Annotated in this window: 11 protein-coding genes; 4 read left to right on the top strand and 7 right to left on the bottom strand. The window is 64.1% G+C overall.

Annotation, left to right across the window (positions count from 1 at the left end):
• Positions 1 to 14 precede the first annotated feature (14 nt).
• The 4 genes from murA (at position 15) to hisC (ending at position 4502) form a co-directional block, all read left to right on the top strand.
• Positions 15 to 1280: a UDP-N-acetylglucosamine 1-carboxyvinyltransferase gene (gene murA, locus AC25MA_RS19795; protein WP_028689667.1), complete on the top strand. Its 1266-nt coding sequence runs from the start codon at positions 15 to 17 to the stop codon at positions 1278 to 1280.
• A gap of 85 nt (positions 1281 to 1365) precedes the next feature.
• Entirely contained in the window at positions 1366 to 2001 is a 636-nt protein-coding gene (hisG, locus tag AC25MA_RS19790) for an ATP phosphoribosyltransferase (RefSeq protein ID WP_011532429.1), read from the top strand.
• Positions 2002 to 2127: 126 nt separating this feature from the next.
• A complete protein-coding gene (gene hisD / locus AC25MA_RS19785) occupies positions 2128 to 3450 on the top strand; it encodes a histidinol dehydrogenase (RefSeq protein WP_028689668.1) in 1323 nt (440 codons plus the stop codon).
• Between the two features lie 2 nt (positions 3451 to 3452).
• Entirely contained in the window at positions 3453 to 4502 is a 1050-nt protein-coding gene (hisC, locus tag AC25MA_RS19780; protein WP_182322518.1) for a histidinol-phosphate transaminase, read from the top strand.
• A gap of 707 nt (positions 4503 to 5209) precedes the next feature.
• Here the strand turns inward: hisC and AC25MA_RS19775 are convergent.
• The 7 genes from AC25MA_RS19775 to AC25MA_RS19745 form a co-directional block, all read right to left on the bottom strand.
• Positions 5210 to 8257 (bottom strand): multidrug efflux RND transporter permease subunit, encoded by a 3048-nt coding sequence (locus AC25MA_RS19775; protein ID WP_207853185.1) that lies wholly within the window; start codon positions 8255 to 8257, stop codon positions 5210 to 5212.
• A gap of 13 nt (positions 8258 to 8270) precedes the next feature.
• The gene (locus AC25MA_RS19770; protein WP_088852372.1) at positions 8271 to 9413 is read right to left on the bottom strand and encodes an efflux RND transporter periplasmic adaptor subunit; all 1143 of its coding nucleotides are present in this window, start codon (positions 9411 to 9413) and stop codon (positions 8271 to 8273) included.
• Positions 9414 to 9633: 220 nt separating this feature from the next.
• Entirely contained in the window at positions 9634 to 10731 is a 1098-nt protein-coding gene (locus AC25MA_RS19765) for a DUF1513 domain-containing protein (RefSeq protein WP_084941930.1), read from the bottom strand.
• Positions 10732 to 10733: 2 nt separating this feature from the next.
• Entirely contained in the window at positions 10734 to 11798 is a 1065-nt protein-coding gene (locus tag AC25MA_RS19760; RefSeq protein ID WP_028689673.1) for an imelysin family protein, read from the bottom strand.
• Positions 11799 to 11817: 19 nt separating this feature from the next.
• Positions 11818 to 13239 carry a di-heme oxidoreductase family protein gene (locus tag AC25MA_RS19755; protein ID WP_028689674.1) on the bottom strand — a complete coding sequence of 474 codons (1422 nt, stop codon included), beginning with the start codon at positions 13237 to 13239 and terminating at the stop codon, positions 11818 to 11820.
• Between the two features lie 200 nt (positions 13240 to 13439).
• A complete protein-coding gene (locus AC25MA_RS19750; protein WP_028689675.1) occupies positions 13440 to 14777 on the bottom strand; it encodes an imelysin family protein in 1338 nt (445 codons plus the stop codon).
• Between the two features lie 148 nt (positions 14778 to 14925).
• The gene (locus tag AC25MA_RS19745) at positions 14926 to 16977 is read right to left on the bottom strand and encodes a putative bifunctional diguanylate cyclase/phosphodiesterase (RefSeq protein WP_486972326.1); all 2052 of its coding nucleotides are present in this window, start codon (positions 16975 to 16977) and stop codon (positions 14926 to 14928) included.
• Between the last annotated feature and the right edge of the window lie 258 nt (positions 16978 to 17235).

The following is a 17235-nucleotide window of genomic DNA, read 5'->3' as shown; positions in this document are numbered from 1 at the left end:
GCGGCGAGATACGTATGGACAAACTGATTATCACTGGCGGCCCGCGCCTCGACGGCGAGATCCGCATTTCCGGCGCGAAGAACGCTGCCCTGCCGATTCTCTCGGCCACCCTGCTGGCCGATGGTCCGGTTACGGTCGGCAACCTGCCGCACCTGCACGACATCACCACCATGATCGAGCTGTTCGGTCGCATGGGCATCGAGCCTGTGATCGACGAGAAGCTCTCGGTGGAAATCGATCCGCGCACCATCAAGACCCTCGTCGCGCCCTATGAGCTGGTCAAGACCATGCGCGCCTCGATCCTGGTGCTCGGTCCGATGGTCGCCCGCTTCGGTGAGGCCGAAGTGGCGCTGCCGGGCGGTTGCGCCATCGGTTCGCGTCCGGTGGACCTGCACATCCGTGGCCTGGAGGCTATGGGTGCGAAAATCGACGTTGAAGGCGGCTACATCAAAGCCAAGGCACCCGAGGGCGGCCTGCGCGGCGCACACTTCTTCTTCGACACCGTCAGCGTCACCGGTACCGAGAACATCATGATGGCCGCCGCCCTGGCCAAGGGCCGCAGCGTGCTGCAGAACGCCGCCCGCGAGCCGGAGGTGGTCGACCTGGCCAACTTCCTGATCGCCATGGGTGCGAAGATTCAGGGCGCTGGCACCGACACCATCACCATCGATGGCGTCGAGCGCCTGCACTCGGCCAACTACCGGGTCATGCCTGACCGTATCGAAACCGGCACCTACCTGGTCGCCGCTGCCGTGACCGGCGGCCGCGTCAAGGTCAAGGACACCGATCCGACCATCCTCGAAGCCGTCCTCGAGAAACTCAAGGAAGCCGGCGCCGATATCACCACCGGTGAAGATTGGATCGAGCTGGACATGCACGGCAAGCGTCCGAAGGCCGTGAACCTGCGTACCGCCCCGTACCCAGCGTTCCCGACCGACATGCAGGCGCAGTTCATCTCGCTCAATGCCATCGCCGAAGGCACCGGCGCGGTGATCGAGACCATCTTCGAAAACCGCTTCATGCACGTCTACGAGATGCACCGCATGGGCGCGCAGATCCAGGTCGAGGGCAACACCGCCATCGTCACTGGCGTCAAGGCGCTCAAAGGTGCTCCGGTGATGGCCACCGACTTGCGCGCTTCCGCCAGCCTGGTACTGTCGGCGCTGGTCGCTGAAGGCGACACCCTGATCGACCGCATCTACCACATTGACCGTGGCTACGAGTGCATCGAGGAAAAACTGCAGATGCTGGGCGCGAAGATCCGTCGCGTACCGGGCTAGTCTGCATGGCGCAGGGACGCGCCCCGAATTTTATGCGGCCGGGCAGTGCCCGGCTGGCTATAGCTGCTTAAGGACCGACGTTCCAATGTTGACCATCGCGCTATCCAAAGGCCGGATTCTCGACGATACCCTGCCACTGCTGGCCGAAGCCGGTATTGTGCCGACCGAGAATCCGGACAAGAGCCGCAAGCTGATCATCCCGACCACCCAGGATGATGTCCGCCTGCTCATCGTGCGTGCCACCGACGTGCCGACCTATGTCGAGCATGGCGCCGCCGACCTCGGTGTGGCCGGCAAGGATGTGCTGATGGAATACGGCGGCCAGGGCCTGTACGAGCCCCTGGACCTGCAGATCGCCCAGTGCAAGCTGATGACCGCCGGCGTGACCGGCGCGCCCGAGCCCAAGGGCCGCCTGCGCGTGGCCACCAAGTTCGTCAACGTAGCCAAGCGCTACTACGCCGAGCAGGGCCGCCAGGTCGACATCATCAAGCTGTACGGCTCCATGGAGCTGGCCCCGCTGATCAACCTCGCCGATAAGATCATCGACGTGGTCGACACCGGCAACACCCTGCGCGCCAACGGCCTCGAGCCCCAGGAACTGATCGCCACGATCAGCTCGCGCCTGGTGGTCAACAAGGCTTCCATGAAAATGCAGCACGCCCGTATCCAGAGCCTGATCGACACCCTGCGCAACGCCGTCGAATCGCGACACCGCGGCTGACCTCTGCGCGCGACCTCCGCTGTCGCGCCCGTCTATCCGCGTCATAGCCAATTTTCTCAGGTGCCCGCGCGGATGGAGTGGTAGCTTTAGGGCGCCTGAACATCCGCTAATAACGAGGCCCTCGCCATGACCGTGTCCACTGCAATTGCCCGTCTCAACGCCGCTGACCAGGATTTCGCCCGACATCTGGATCATCTGCTGAGCTGGGAAAGCGTGTCCGATGACGCGGTCAACCAGCGCGTGCTCGACATCATCAAGGCCGTGCGCGAGCGCGGCGACGCGGCGTTGGTGGAGTTCACCCAGCGTTTCGACGGTGTCGATGCCACATCGATCAATGATCTGATCCTGGACCGCGCACGCCTGGAGCTGGCCCTGACCCGCATTACCCCGGTGCAGCGCGAAGCCCTGGAAAAAGCCGCCAACCGTGTGCGTATCTACCACGAACGGCAAAAGCAGGATTCCTGGCAGTACACCGAGGCCGACGGCACTGTGCTCGGCCAGAAAGTTACCCCGCTTGACCGCGCCGGCCTGTACGTGCCGGGCGGAAAAGCATCGTACCCGTCGTCGGTGCTGATGAACGCGATTCCGGCCAAGGTCGCCGGTGTGGCCGAGGTGGTGATGGTCGTGCCGACCCCGCGTGGCGAGGTCAACGAGCTGGTGCTGGCCGCGGCCTGCATCGCCGGGGTCGACCGGGTGTTCACCCTCGGTGGCGCCCAGGCGGTCGCGGCCTTGGCCTACGGCACCGAAAGCGTGCCGCAAGTCGACAAGATCGTCGGTCCGGGCAATATCTACGTGGCCACCGCCAAGCGCCATGTGTTCGGCCAGGTCGGCATCGACATGATCGCCGGCCCTTCGGAGATCCTGGTGGTGTGCGACGGCCAGACCGATCCGGACTGGATCGCCATGGACCTGTTCTCCCAGGCCGAGCACGACGAGGACGCCCAGGCCATCCTGGTTAGCCCGGATGCCGAGTTCCTCGATCGGGTGGCCGCCAGCATCGACAAGCTGCTGCCGACCATGGAGCGCGCCGAGATCATCGAGAAGTCGATCAACGGCCGAGGCGCGCTGATCCAGGTGCGTGACATGCAGCAGGCCATCGAGGTGGCAAACCGCATCGCCCCCGAGCACCTGGAGCTGTCGGTGGCTGATCCACAGGCCTGGTTGCCGCAGATCCGCCACGCCGGCGCGATCTTCATGGGCCGCCACACCAGCGAGGCGCTAGGCGACTACTGCGCCGGCCCCAACCACGTGCTGCCGACTTCCGGCACTGCGCGCTTCTCTTCGCCACTGGGCGTGTATGACTTCCAGAAGCGTTCGTCGATCATCTTCTGCTCCGAGCAGGGCGCGTCCGAGCTGGGTCACACCGCTTCGGTGCTGGCCCGGGGCGAATCGCTGACCGCTCATGCGCGCAGCGCCGAATACCGCATCCTCAACGAGAAGGGGAACTGAGCATGAGTCGTTTCTGGAGTCCCTTCGTCAAGGACTTGGTGCCTTACGTGCCGGGCGAGCAGCCCAAGCTTGCGCGGCTGGTCAAGCTGAACACCAACGAGAACCCTTATGGACCGTCGCCCAAGGCGCTGGAGGCCATGCGCGGCGAGCTTAACGACAACCTGCGGCTGTATCCGGACCCGAACGGTGACCGCCTCAAGCAGGCGGTGGCCGAGTATTACGGCGTGACGCCGGCGCAGGTGTTCGTTGGCAATGGCTCGGACGAGGTGCTGGCGCACATCTTCCACGGCCTGTTCCAGCATGACCGTGGGCCGCTGCTGTTCCCGGACGTGAGCTACAGCTTCTACCCGGTGTATTGCGGCCTGTACGGTATCGCGTTCGAGCAGGTGGCGCTGGATGAGCAGTTCCAGATTCGGGTTTCTGATTACAGCAAGCCCAATGCCGGGGTCATCTTCCCCAACCCCAATGCGCCGACCGGTTGCCTGTTGCCGCTTGAGGCGGTCGAGCAACTGCTGCAGGCCAACCGGGATTCGGTGGTGGTGGTCGATGAGGCCTATATCGATTTCGGTGGCGAGACGGCTATCAGCCTGGTCGATCGCTACGACAACCTGCTGGTGACCCAGACCTTGTCCAAGTCACGGTCGCTGGCGGGGCTCAGGGTTGGCCTGGCGGTGGGACATCCTGACCTGATCGAGGCGTTGGAGCGGATCAAGAACAGCTTCAACTCCTATCCGTTGGATCGCATGGCGATTGTCGGGGCGGCGGCTGCGTTCGACGACCGTGAGTATTTCGATGAGACCTGCCGCAAGGTTATCGAAAGCCGGGACGTGCTGGTTGCCGAGTTGGTGGCGCGTGGGTTCGAGGTGTTGCCTTCGGCGGCGAACTTCATCTTTGCCCGCCATCCCGGGCAGGATGCTGCCGGGATCGCGGCGCGCCTTCGTGAGCAGGGGGTGATTGTTCGGCACTTCAAACAGGAGCGGATTGCGCAGTTCCTGCGGATTACCGTTGGGACGCCGGAGATGAACCAGGCTTTGCTTGATGCTTTGAATTGATTTCAGGGGTTTGACTGGGGGCGGATTGGGGTTGGTTATTTTGACTTCTGATTCGCCCCTTGTTGTTATTGTTGTTTGGTGGTTTTGGAAGTTGTATGCGCATTCATTTTTGATGTCGACGCTTATTCACCTTTCCGCCCTTACGGCGGGTCCCTTTTTGAAGGATCAAAAAGGAACCAAAAAATCCTCGCTCCATTCATCCGGCCCTGCGCTTCGCTCCGGGTTCCCTCACTCCGGCCTTGCTCCCGGGAGGACCGCGCTGAACGCCCCATCCTGGGGCGCAGCGCTTGACGGGCATCCATGCCCGTCACCTCCCTTCGCAAGACCTGCGTTCGGCCTCCTGAAGTCGCGAAGTTACGGGCGGCGACTGGACTGGCGCAGCTGTCGCTAGTTGAAGCGGAATTAATCTCTCGATTGTTTCGCGGGGCAAGCCCGCGATAGGCCGGAACAGCCAATATATAACTAATTTTCAAACAGTAAACTTCGCATTTTCCTGTTCTTGCTCTTGCTTCTAAGCGCGCGACAGTTCAGGCACCGCCAATTGCGACTTCAGGAGCGAGGGAGCCCCGGAGCGAAGCGCAGGGCCGGATGAACGGAGCGGAACGGTTTTGCCTACTTTTCCCTAGAGAAAAGTAGGTCGCCGTAAAGGCGAAAAGGTGACTAAATGTCGGTATATTCTACGAATGCGCATAAAAAACCAAAACAAATCACCCGCGAACATCAACAATACCGTGCCCCCCCTTATGCGCCAAAACACTATAAATGCAAGGCAAAACAAACAACGTAAACAGCGTCCCAACCGACATCCCGGTCGCAATCACCATCCCGATATCAAACCGGCTGACCGCCCCGGCCCCGGAGGCCAAAATCAGGGGCACCATGCCAAACACCATGGCCGCCGTGGTCATCAGCACAGGCCGCAGGCGAATCGCGGCGGCCTCCTCGATCGCCTCCCGCACCCCAAGCCCTCGCTCGTCCCGTAGCTGATTGGCAAACTCGACAATAAGAATCCCGTGCTTGGTGATCAGCCCGATCAGGGTCACCAACCCCACCTGGGTATAGATGTTCATGCTCGAAACCCCCAGGAACAACGGCAACAACGCCCCGCAGATCGACAACGGCACCGTTACCAGAATCACCAGCGGATCCCGGAAACTCTCGAACTGCGCCGCCAGCACCAGGAAGATGATTGCGAGCGCCAGGCCGAAGGTCACCCACAACGCACTGCCCTCCTGGACGAACTGCCGCGCCGTCCCGGCATAGTCCAGCGAGAACCCCTCGGGCGCCTCCTCGCGAGCGATGGCGCGCACGGTTTCCAGGGCCTCGCCCATGCTCACCAGCGGCACCCCCTGGATGATCGCCGAGTTCAACTGCTGGAACTGGTTGAGCTGGCGCGGCCGGGCACGGTCGTTGAGGGTGATCAGGGTCGCGAGCGGCAGCAACTGGCCCTGCTCGTTCTTCACGTAGTAGTTGTTCAGCCAGCCAGGATTGGCCCGGTAAGGACGCTCGACCTGGGCGATTACCTTGTAGCTGCGACCCTCCAGGGTGAAGCGGTTGATCTCGGCCTCGCCCAGCAAGGTCGCCAGGGTGCTGCCCAGGGTGTCCATCGACACCCCCATCTGCGCCGCCTTGGCGCGGTCGATGTCGATCACCACCTCGGGTTTATCGAAGGCCAGGTCGATGTCGAGGAAAGCGAACTTGCCCGACGCCTGGGCGCGTTCCTTGACCCGCTGGGCCACCTCCAGCAGGGCTGGGTAGTCACCGGCGGTGTTGATCACCAGTTGGAACGGCAGGCCCTCGCCGGTGCCGGGCAGCGACGGCAGGTTGAAGCCGAAGATCTGCAGCCCGCCAATCTGCTCAAGCTCGGCCTGCACCAGCGGCAACAACTGCATCTGCGTGCGCTCGCGCTCGTTCCAGGGCTTGAGCAGGAAGCCACCGATCCCGCTCTGCACACCGTTGAAACCGTTGATCTGGAACGACGAGTAGTACTCGGGGAAGCGCTTGAAGATCGGCGTGAACTGGTCGGTGTAGGCGTTGAGGTAGTCCAGGTTGGCGGTCTGCGGCGAGCTGCTTATCATGAAGATCACCCCCTGGTCTTCCTCCGGCGCCAGTTCGGTGCGGGTGAACATCAGCAAGGCCGGGATCAGGCACAGAATCAGCACGGCGAACACCAGCACCACCGGGCGGCTGTTCAGGGTGCCGTGCAGCAGGCGCTGGTAGCGCACCTTGAGCGCGTCGAAGATCAGGTCCAGGCGATGGGCCAGGCCGCTGGGGTTCTGCTCGTGGCGCAGCAGCAGGGCGCACATCATCGGTGACAGTGTGAGGGCGACGATGCCGGAAATGACCACCGCCCCGGCCAGGGTCAGGGCAAACTCCTTGAACAGGGCACCGGTCAACCCGGTGAGAAAACCGATGGGCGCGTACACCGCGGCCAAGGTGATGGTCATCGACACCACCGGCAGGGCGATCTCGCGGGCACCTTCCAGGGCTGCGTCGAAGGGCGACTTGCCCTCCTCGATATGACGGTGGATGTTCTCCACCACGACGATCGCGTCGTCCACCACCAGGCCGATGGCCAACACCATGGCCAGCAGCGTCAGCAGGTTCAGCGAGTAGCCCATCATCTGCATGAAAAACAGCACGCCGATCATCGATAGCGGGATGGTCACCACCGGGATCACCACCGAACGCAGGGCGCCGAGGAACAGGAACACCACGACGATGACGATCAGCACCGCTTCGCCGAGGGTCTTGATCACTTCGTCGATGGACGCCTGGATGAACAGGGTGGCGTCGTAGGCGATGGACACCTTGAGGCTGGCGGGCAGCGCCTCTTCGAGCTGCGGCATGATCCGCCGCACCTCCTTGATCACCTCCAGCGGGTTGGCTGCCGGCGTGGCCTTGATGCCGATGTACACCGACGGCGTGCCGTCGAACGAACTGACCGTGTCGTAGTTTTCCGCGCCCATTTCCACCCGCGCCACATCGCCCAGCAACACCCGGCTGTCGCCACTGGTCTTGACCGGCAGGGCGGCAAAGGCCTCGGCGGATTTCAGCTCGGTGGTGGCGTTGATGCTGGTGGCCACGTACTGGCCCTTCACCTCACCGGCGGCGGAGAGGAAGTTGTAGCGGCGCACGGCGTTGGTCACGTCCACCGCCGACAGGCCGAAGCCGGCCAGCTTCACCGGGTCGATCCAGATGCGCATGGCGAACACCTGGTTGCCAAGGATCTCGGCCTCGGCCATGCCGGGCAGCGTGGCCAGCTTGGGCTGGATGACCCGGGACAGGTAGTCGGTGATCTGCGGGTTGCTCATTTCGTCGCTGTAGAAGCTGATGTACATCAGCGCTGAGGCATCGGCGGCCTCCTTGCTCAGCACCGGGTCCTCGGAGTCCTGGGGCAGCTTGTTGCGCACCTCGTTGGCCTTGGCCAGCAACTGGGTGAACAGACGGTCGGTGTCGGCGCCGATTCGCGCATAGACCGAGATCACCGAAAAGTTCTGCCGGCTCACCGAGGTCATGTAGTCGATGCCGTCGGCGCTGGCCAGGCTCTGCTGCAAGGGTTGGGTGATATAGCCCTGGATGGTTTCGGCATTGGCCCCGGGGTAGGCGGTGGTGACGGTAATCAGTGCGTTTTCCATCTGCGGGTACTGGCGGATCTGCAGCTTGTTCCAAGCCTGCAGGCCGAGCAGCAGGATCAGCAGGCTGACCACGCAGGCCAGCACCGGGCGGCGGATGAACGGGTCGGTGAACGCCATGGCCGCCTCCCGTTCACTTCGCGCCGGGCGCGGCGGGCTTGAGGGCGTTGTCGGCGCTGATGCGGATCGCCGCGCCGGGGCTCAGTTTGAGCTGGCCGGCAGTGACCACCTGATCGCCGGCCTGCAGCCCCTTGAGCACCACGACCCAGCCTTCACGGCGCTCGCCCGTCTGCACGGTGAGCTGTTCGGCAATCAGCTTTGGCTGGCCGTTGGCGTCACGCTGGGGCTGGCCGTCCTCGCCCTTTTTCTCGCTGACCCGGTACACCGAATTACCGTAGAGGGTATAGGTGATGGCGTTCTCCGGCACCACCACCAGCGGCTGCGGGTCGGGCAACAGCACTTGAAGGCTCGCGAACATGCCCGGCAGGAGCTTGCCTTCGGGGTTGGCCAGGGTGGCGCGGACCAGCAGGTTGCGGGTGCTTTCCTCGACCTTGGGGTTGATCGCACTGAGGCTGGCGGAGAAGGTCTGGTCGGGGTAGGCGGCCACTTGTGCCAGTACTCGCTGGCCCAGGCTCAGGTGCGGCAGCGCCTGCTCGGGCACATTGAAGTCGACATAGAGGCTGGACAGGTCCTGCAGGGTGGCGATCACCGTACCGCTGGCCAGGTAGGCGCCGACGTCCACCTGACGAATGCCGATGGTGCCGCTGAACGGGGCGCTGATGCTCTTTTTCGCCAGCGAGGCCTTGAGCTGTTCGACCACTGCCTGGTTACGCCGGTACTGGGCGGTCAGGCGGTCGAACTCGCCGCGGGAGATGGCCGAATCGCCGACCAGTTGGCTACCCCGGCCGAAGTCGACCTTGGCCAGCCCCAGGTCGGCCTGCGCAGTGCCGAGCAGGGCGATTTCCTGGTCGCTGTCCAGTTGCAGCAGCAACTGGCCGGCTTTCACTTGTTGCCCGGATTCGAAGTGCAGCGACTTCACGGTACCGGCAACTTCCAGACTCAGTTCCACGCCCTGATAGGCCTTGAGGCTGCCAACCGCTGGCAGGCGCTCCTGCCATTGGCGCCGCTCGGCTTGGGCCGCGGCCACGCTGACCGGCGGCCGGGGCTGCGAGAACATCTGCACCTGCTTGTAGATGGAAAAGGCCTTGATGCCCCCCAGGATCAATACGATCAGCAGGACGACGGCCAACATGATCAGCATGCGGCGGCGCAACATGGTCCGGTTCCCTGGAGGTGGGTTTGTTATTTATCGGGCACGACCTCGGGCGATCCGGCCCACGTGCGGTGAGGGAAAGTATTGTCGGTTTTCTGGAAAAGAGGAGGGACAAACGTGTGCCGGCCAAATCGCGGTGCAAGTCGCATCGGCGCACCGCCGCTCACGCGTCAGGACGTGGGAGCGGCGGTGCGACTTGTACCGCGATAGCTTTTACGACAAATCAGACCAGATGCAGGTGGTTATCCCAGAAGCCTGAAGGCAGGTTCATCGGCTGGCCGATCAGCTCTGCCTTGCGGCAATCGTAGAACCGGCAACGCCCCTGCCCGGAGGTAACGACGAAGCCATCCTTCACCGCCCCGACCCCGGCGCAATCGGGCATCGGTGCATCGAGCTTCACCGCGCCGCTGTCCAGATCCCAGATGAACAGGCGATTGGCCCGTGGCGCGGTCAAGGCCACCAGGCGCAGGTCGCTGTGGATGGCGACGCTGGCGGTGTACTGGGCCATCGACTGCAGCTGGCGCTCCGGCACCGGGAAGGCCTTGAACGGCTCGCCCGGACGCTTGATCGCCAGTAGCTCGGCGGTCTCCTCGGAGCCGCCCATGAACTGCTGGCAGGCGGCGATGGTGCCATCGTCGCCCACCGCCAGGTGGCGCACGCTGTTCATCTGCTGGGCCAGGGTCTCCTTGCTCAACAGGGTGCCGTCGCGCTGCATCAGCACCAGGCTCGGCTCCATGGCGTCGAGGTTCATCTCCACCCGGCTTTCGGCCTCGGTGCGGATACCGCCGTTGGCCACCACCAGGGTTTCGCCATCGGGCAGCCAGGCCACCTCATGGGGGCCGATGCCGTGGGTGGAAAGCTCGCCGCTGTGCACCAGACGTTCGCCTTCGAACCGATAGACGCCCAGCACGCCGCGACCGGGGTCGGTGGTGTCGTTCTCGGTGGTGTACAGCCACTCGCCGTCCTTGTGGATCACCGCATGGCCGTAGAAGTGCCGCTGCGGTTGCGAGGCGAGGGTCTGCAGCAGCCGGCCGTCGCGCAGGTCGACCAGGTAGCTCTCGGTACCGGGGCGGCGCGCGACGAACAAGGCGATCGGCAGCGTCGGGTGGTTGATGATCGCATGGCAACGCTGGGCCACCTGGGTGCTGAACACCTGGGTGCCGTCCAGGCGAAAGCCCACGGCGTAGTGCTTGCCGTCGCCGTCGTCGCGCGCCGACAGCAGCAACGGTTCGCTGCCTTTGCCGCGGAACAGGCTCCAGCCGCCCAGGGTCAGGGCGCTGAGCAACACGCTACCGAGTTTCAGGGCCTGGCGTCGCAGCATGATCAGTCACCGTCGTTGGCATTGAAGCCCAGCTGGATGTTCAACGCCTTGGCCAGCTCGCCTTCGTGCAGGCGGTGGACGACGTTGAGTGCGTCGTAGATCTGGTTGAGGGTCTGCTTGCCGGCGTCGTCGGCCAGCAGTTCGCCCAAGGTCTTCTGGTTGTCGGCCAGCAGCTTGATCGCCGCAGCGTAGGCGTCGTCGATCTTTTGCGCCAGTGCCGCCTGATCCTTGCCCAGCAGGCCGCGCAGGCCCTGGTTGTCGACCCCGACCCAGACCGTCTGGGCGGCCTTGAGCGAGGCTTCCAGGCTCTTGATCGACGAGTGGCTGCGCCAGGCCTCGGCCTGCAGCGGCTGCGCGATCCCCTTGCTCTGGCGGCCCATCGGCGCGCCGAGTTTCTTCTTCAGGGTGTCCAGGGCGGTGACCTGGGCCCGCAGCAGGTCGGCGATCGCCTCGTGGGAGTCGGCGTAGCGCTGGTTGGGGAACTTGGTCATCTGCGACAGCATGCCGTCGGTGCTGTTCCAGCCCTTGAGGATTTCCTCGGCCAGGGCCTTCTGGTGTTCGCCGATGGCCACCAGCAGCGGGCAGTAGCGGGCTTTCTGCTCGGCGCTGGCGATGTCCGGCTTGCTGTCGAACAAGATGTATTCGTAGGCCGACAGGCCACGCACCACCACGCTGGCCTTGCCCAGCGACTCGGCGGTGACCGCCTGTTCGCCGTTGACCAACTGCTCGACCTGGCGGCCGACCAGGTTCTTCTTGTCCGGCCAGAACTGCACCTGCCACGGGCGGTTGCCCTCGGCCAGCGGGCCGACCAGCAATGGCTGCAGTTCGGCCCAGGCCTTCTGGGCGTGGAGGAAGTCGGTGCGGGCGGTCTCCAGGGACTGTTTGCCTTCGCAGTAGGCCAAGGCGCTGGCGGCCAACTGCCGGTCGGCCTCGACCCAGCGGCTGTAGGTCGGCAGGATCACTTGCTTGGCGATGGCAGCGGAGGTCACCGCCTGCGGATCTTGCGGCGAGCAGGCGCCGAGGGCAAGTGCGGCGAGGCTGGTGAACAACAGTTTGGGTCGGAACATGCCCGGCTCCTTGTGCGGTTTAAAGGGAATTCAGGAACGCCAGCAGCGCGGCGCGCTGCTCGGCATTGAAGGTCAACACGTGATCGCGCGCCGCCTGGGCCTCGCCACCGTGCCAGAGCACGGCTTCAAGCAGGTTGCGGGCGCGGCCGTCGTGGAGGAACTGGCTGTGGCCGCTGACGGTCTCGCTCAGGCCGATGCCCCACAGTGGCGGGGTGCGCCAGTCCTGGCCATTGGCGGCGAACTCGGTGCGTTCATCGCTCAGGCCCGGGCCCATGTCGTGAAGCAGCAGGTCGCTGTAGGGACGGATCACCTGGCCGGCCAGTTCCGGTTCGGACGCATCGGCGGCGGTGGTGAACTGCGGGGTGTGGCAGCCCTGGCAGCCGGCCTGGTAGAACAGGTTCTTGCCCGCCAGCACTTCGGGCGTATCCACTTTGCGTCGGGCCGGCACGGCGAGGTTGCGGGTGTAGAAGGTGACCAGGCGCAGGATGTTGTCGCTGACTTCCTTCTCGCCGTCCTGACCGTCACCGTTCGGCGCGGCCAGGCAATCGACCTGCGCGGCGGTGCAATCGTCCTTCGGCATCAGGGTGGTGGTCAGGCCCATGTCGCCGGCAAATGCGTGCACGTTCTGCTGGTTGACGTTGGGTTGCCCGGCCTTCCAGCCGAAGCGGCCGACCACGGTCTTGCCCTGGGCGTCGTCCCATACCCGGTTGGCGCGGCCGCGGATGCCATCGCGGTTGAGGTCGTCCGGGTCTTCGTTGGCCAGCAGGTCGGCTTCGGGGATGGCCTCGAGCAGCCCCAGGCCGATCATCGGCGGGGCGACCCGGGCCGAAAAGCGAGTGTCCGGGTGCAGCGGGCCATAGCCGAGCTGGGTGATCTGCAGCGTCGGGCGGCGCAGTTCGACCTGGTGGCCATCCTTGAAGGTGACGCTGTGCTTGTCGTAGCTCACCCGCACCTTGCCTTCCGGGGCCACGCCGGGGATGGCCATGTCCTGCAGCTGGGTGCCGTAGACCGGCTCGGGAACCACACCCAGGCGTTCGATTTCGCGGGCGTAGTAGGGCTGGTCGGGGATCGACAGGCGCACCAGCATCGACACCGCGTTGCTGTCGCCCGGCTCCGGCGGATGGCCTCGACCGTCGCGCACGTGGCAGTTCTGGCAGGCGTTGGTGTTGAACAATGGGCCGAGGCCATCGCGGGCGGTGGTGGTGGAGGGGGCGATTACCCAGGGATTGCGGAAAAAGCTGTTGCCCACGGCGAAATCCAGGCGCCGCTCGGGCGTCAGGTTGGCCGAGGGCAGCGAATAGGCGTTGCGGTCGCTGCGTTGCACCGTGGCCTTGCCGCCGGAGAGGGCTTCGCCGGGCTCGGCCTGGGTGAAGCGCGGGGCGTCGTCACAGGCGGCGAGGGCGAAGGCCAAGAGCAGGGGGCTTAGGCGGAGCAAGGACATCGAGGATCCTGGGCATGGGCGAAAAACCGGCGTGCAAGCTTATCAGGCTGGGGGTGTTTGAATAAGAGCAATTTGCAATTGCTGGATGAAATCACTGTCAGTTGGCCGTTATCGGCGAGTTCCGTACCTGTAGGAGCAGTGGTGCTGCTGGAAAACAAAAAGGCGGCCCAAGGGCCGCCTCTGCTGAACCGCGACGCTGATCAGAACTCGTGATCGGCGGTATCCGGGTTCAGGTTGTCGATGCCCAGCTTGCCAGCGGCCTGTTCGATCGCGCCGGTCTGTTTGACCAGCGAGGCGATGGCATCACGCACAATCTGGTTGCCGGCGGCGTTGTCGGCGGCGATCAGCTGGTCGTAGTGCTCGCCCTTGAGGGCGTGGTCGACGATCACCTGGATCTTGGCCTCGGTGGCTTCCAAGTCGGCCTTGAGGGTGGCGTCGGTGGCCGGGTCGGCCTTGGCCACCAGTGACGACAGACTCGGGCCGCTCAGCTTGGTGCCGTCGACACGGGTGTACTCGCCCAGGTAGACGTTGCGGATGCCCTTGGCGTCGTAGAAGTGCGAGTAGTGGGTGTTGTCGCTGAAGCAATCGTGCTCGTCTTCCGGCGAGTTGGCTTCCAGCGAGACCTTCATGCGCTCGCCGGCCAGTTCGCCCAGCGACAGGCTGCCCATGCCGAACAGCATCTTGCGCAGGCCGTCGTTGGCCGGCTCGCCTTCGAGGGTGGCGCGGTAATTGTCGGCGACGTTCGGCGCCCAGTTGCCGACCATCTCTTCGAGGTCCTTGACCAGCAGGTCGGTGACCGCTTTCAGGTAGGCGCGGCGACGGTCGTTGTGGCCGCCCGTGGCGCCCTTGCCTTCCAGGTAGTCGGATGCCGGACGGTTGCCCGCGCCAGGGCCGGTGCCATTGAGGTCCTGGCCCCAGAGCAGGAACTCGATGGCGTGGTAGCCGGTGGCGACGTTGGCTTCGGAGCCGCCCAGTTCGTTGAGGGTGGCGAGTTTCTCGGGGGTGATGTCCTTGACATCGATCTTGTCTTCGCCGACCTGGATCTCGGTGTTGGCGATGATGTTGGCGTTGGCCGCCGGGTTGCCCAGGGCGTGCTCGTAGCTCTTGTCGACGTAGTCGATCAGGCCTTCGTCCAGGGGCCAGGCGTTCACCTGGCCTTCCCAGTCGTCGATGATGGTGTTGCCGAAGCGAAACACTTCGCTCTGCAGGTACGGCACGCGCGAGGCGACCCAGGCATCACGGGCGGCTTTCAGGGTCTGCTCGTCGGGCTTGGCCAGGAACGCGTCGACGGCGGTCTGCAGTTGTTTGGCGGTGCTCAGCGAGTCGCTGTACACGGCATGGACCATTTCGGCGTAGTGCTTGACCACAGCCTTGGCGGCCGCCTCATCGACAGCCCCCGGCGCCGCGGCGGTGGTGCTGGCGGCGGCAGGTGCCTGGGCTTGCGGTGCGGCGGCCTTGTCGTCCTTGCCTTCGCCGCAACCGGCGAGAGCGATGGCGATGGCCAGCAGACTGGCGGAGGCCAGAGGCATTCGAATCATTGTTGGTTTCCTGCGTGGTGTGGTTGGACCGTGCGCCGTGGCACGCGAAACCAATACATCATGCGAAAGATTTGCATTTGCTGTAAAGGGGCGGGCGTGCATTTCATGCAAACGCCCGTTCAAGGTGCACCGCCAAGGCTGGCAGGGCTTACAGGGCGGAAACCTGGTTGCGTTGTGCCTGTTTGAGGAAGCTGGTCAGTTCGCGTGCCGACAACGGCTTGCTGTAATGGTAGCCCTGACCCTCGTGGCAGCCCTGGGCGATGATGTAGCTCTCCTGTTCGACGGTTTCCACGCCTTCGGCGATCACCTGCATGCCCAGGCTCTTGCCCAGTTGGATGATGGCGCGAACGATGGTGGCGTCGTCGTCATCGTCAAGCAGGTCCTGAACGAAGCTCTTGTCGATCTTGATCTTGTCCAGCGGCAGCGACTTCAGGTAGCTGAGCGAGGAATAGCCGGTGCCGAAGTCGTCAATGGCGATCAAGGCGCCCGAACGGCGCAGGCTCAGCAGGTGCTGGGCGGCGGTGCTGATGTCTTCCATCAGGCCGGTCTCGGTGACTTCCAGCTCCAGGCTGCGCGGTGGCAGACGGTAGGCCTGCAGCAGGTTGTTGACCACCCGCGGCAGTTCGTTGTGGTGCAGTTGCACCGTGGACAGGTTGACCGCCATGCGCAGCTCGCTGAAGCCCTGGTCGTGCCATTCGCGCAGCTGCCGGCAGGCCTGGTCGAGCACCCATTCACCGATGCCGATGATGCTGCCGTTCTGCTCGGCCAGCGGGATGAACTGGTCGGGCGGGACCATGCCCAGCTCCGGATGCTGCCAGCGTAGCAGCGCTTCTACGCCGACCACACGGTGGTCTCGGTAGCTGATCTGCGGCTGGTACACCAGGTACAGCTGGTTGCGTGACAGGGCCTCGCGCAGGTCTTTTTCCAATTCGCGACGGCGGCGCATCTCGCTGTCGACGCTGGCAATGTAGAACTGATAGCGGTTGCGCGAGCGGGCCTTGGCCAGGGTCATGGTCTGCTCGGCCTTCTGCAGGAGCTTCTCGGTGCTGTCGCCGTCCTCGGGGAACAGGGTGATACCGATGGTGGCGCGCAGGCGGATCTGCTGTTGGTCGAGGTCGAAGGGCGTTTCTAGGTCGTCGAGGATGCTTTGGGCCAGCTCGGCGGCTTCATAGGGTTGCTCGATGTTGGCCTGGACCAGGGCGAACTGGTCGCCGCCCAGGCGAGCCAGGGCGCCGAGCCGCCCGCTGTGGGCGCGCAGGCGGTCGGCCAGGGCCAGCAGCAACTGGTCGCCGACCTGGTAGCTGAACTGCTCGTTGATGCCCTTGAAGTCGTCCAGGCCCACGCACAGCACGGCGACACGGCGCTGCAGGCGGCCGCCGTCCACCAGGATCTTGTCCAGCTGCTGCTGTAACTGCTGGCGGTTGGGCAGGCCGGTGAGGAAGTCGTATTGGGCCATGCGCTGCAGGCTGTTCTCGGCCTCGTGGCGCAGGTGGGTGTTGCGCTCGATGGAGGCCAGCAGTTGGTTGGCGGTGTTGACCCATAGGCCCAGCTCATTGCGCTCGTGGCCCTTGAGTTGCGGAATCTGGTGCTGGCTGGGGCGGTCGGGGTTTATCTGGGTCAGGTGGTCGATGATCTTCGACAGCGGCTTGGTCAGCAGCCAGTGGTACACCAGGTACAACACCAGGCCCATGGCCAGGGCGCGCAGCACGCCGGAGATGAAGATGATCACGGCATTGATCAGGAAGTCCTCGCCGTAGGAGGAGGTGTCGAGGGTGATGCTCAGGTCGCCATAATACTCGCTGTAAGGGCCACGGCCGACCAGTTGCGTGGTGTAGGTGCGCTCCTGGCCGAGGATCAGGTCGGTCAGCCAGCGCATGGACATGTCCTGCAGCGGCCGTGACTTTTCCGCCAGCATGGTTTCGTTGGGGTGGCCGATGGAGGCCATGCGCACCGACTCGTCCTGGAACAGGCCTTCCATCACCTGCATGCCCATTTCCCGGTCGAGGCTGTACACCGCCTGGGTCGATGGGTCGCGGAACATGTCGAGGATGCGCTGGGCATCGTTGTTCACCGCCTGGCGGGTCTTGTAGGCGTCATAGACGATTTGCGCACAGCTGAGTACGACGCCGACAGCCAGCGCCGAGAGCAGTACCACCCTCAGCAGCTTGACCGATAAGCTGTTTCGAAATTCCAGCTTCAATGGGGTTTCCTTAATCCATGCGCATGCCATTATTTTGCCATCAACCATGGCGAGAGACTATCGGCCCGTGACCCCGTCAGGCAACCCGTCCGTTGATGGAAATGCCCTTGGCTCTGTATCGGTCGAGCGGTCATGCGACTTGAGTGCGCTGCGTCAACTTTCCAGATGGTTGATGTTAGCGCGCTATGCGGTCTGAGCAAGAGCGCGCGGATCGGTTGCAAATATTTCTGTCAGGTATGTCGTTGCCGAATGCGACGG

It is taken from the genome of Pseudomonas sp. P65(2024) (assembly GCF_057480955.1).
The sequence above is the reverse complement of the archived record's forward strand: the minus strand, read 5'-3'. Positions and strand labels throughout refer to the sequence as shown.

Excerpts from the sequence above, each read along its gene's own strand:
- murA (WP_028689667.1), top strand. The coding sequence starts at position 15 with ATGGACAAACTGATTATCACTGGCGGCCCGCGCCTCGACGGCGAGATC.
- hisG (WP_011532429.1), top strand. The coding sequence starts at position 1,366 with ATGTTGACCATCGCGCTATCCAAAGGCCGGATTCTCGACGATACCCTG.
- hisD (WP_028689668.1), top strand. The coding sequence starts at position 2,128 with ATGACCGTGTCCACTGCAATTGCCCGTCTCAACGCCGCTGACCAGGAT.
- hisC (WP_182322518.1), top strand. The coding sequence starts at position 3,453 with ATGAGTCGTTTCTGGAGTCCCTTCGTCAAGGACTTGGTGCCTTACGTG.
- AC25MA_RS19775 (WP_207853185.1), bottom strand. The coding sequence starts at position 8,257 with ATGGCGTTCACCGACCCGTTCATCCGCCGCCCGGTGCTGGCCTGCGTG.
- AC25MA_RS19770 (WP_088852372.1), bottom strand. The coding sequence starts at position 9,413 with ATGTTGCGCCGCCGCATGCTGATCATGTTGGCCGTCGTCCTGCTGATC.
- AC25MA_RS19765 (WP_084941930.1), bottom strand. The coding sequence starts at position 10,731 with ATGCTGCGACGCCAGGCCCTGAAACTCGGTAGCGTGTTGCTCAGCGCC.
- AC25MA_RS19760 (WP_028689673.1), bottom strand. The coding sequence starts at position 11,798 with ATGTTCCGACCCAAACTGTTGTTCACCAGCCTCGCCGCACTTGCCCTC.
- AC25MA_RS19755 (WP_028689674.1), bottom strand. The coding sequence starts at position 13,239 with ATGTCCTTGCTCCGCCTAAGCCCCCTGCTCTTGGCCTTCGCCCTCGCC.
- AC25MA_RS19750 (WP_028689675.1), bottom strand. The coding sequence starts at position 14,777 with ATGATTCGAATGCCTCTGGCCTCCGCCAGTCTGCTGGCCATCGCCATC.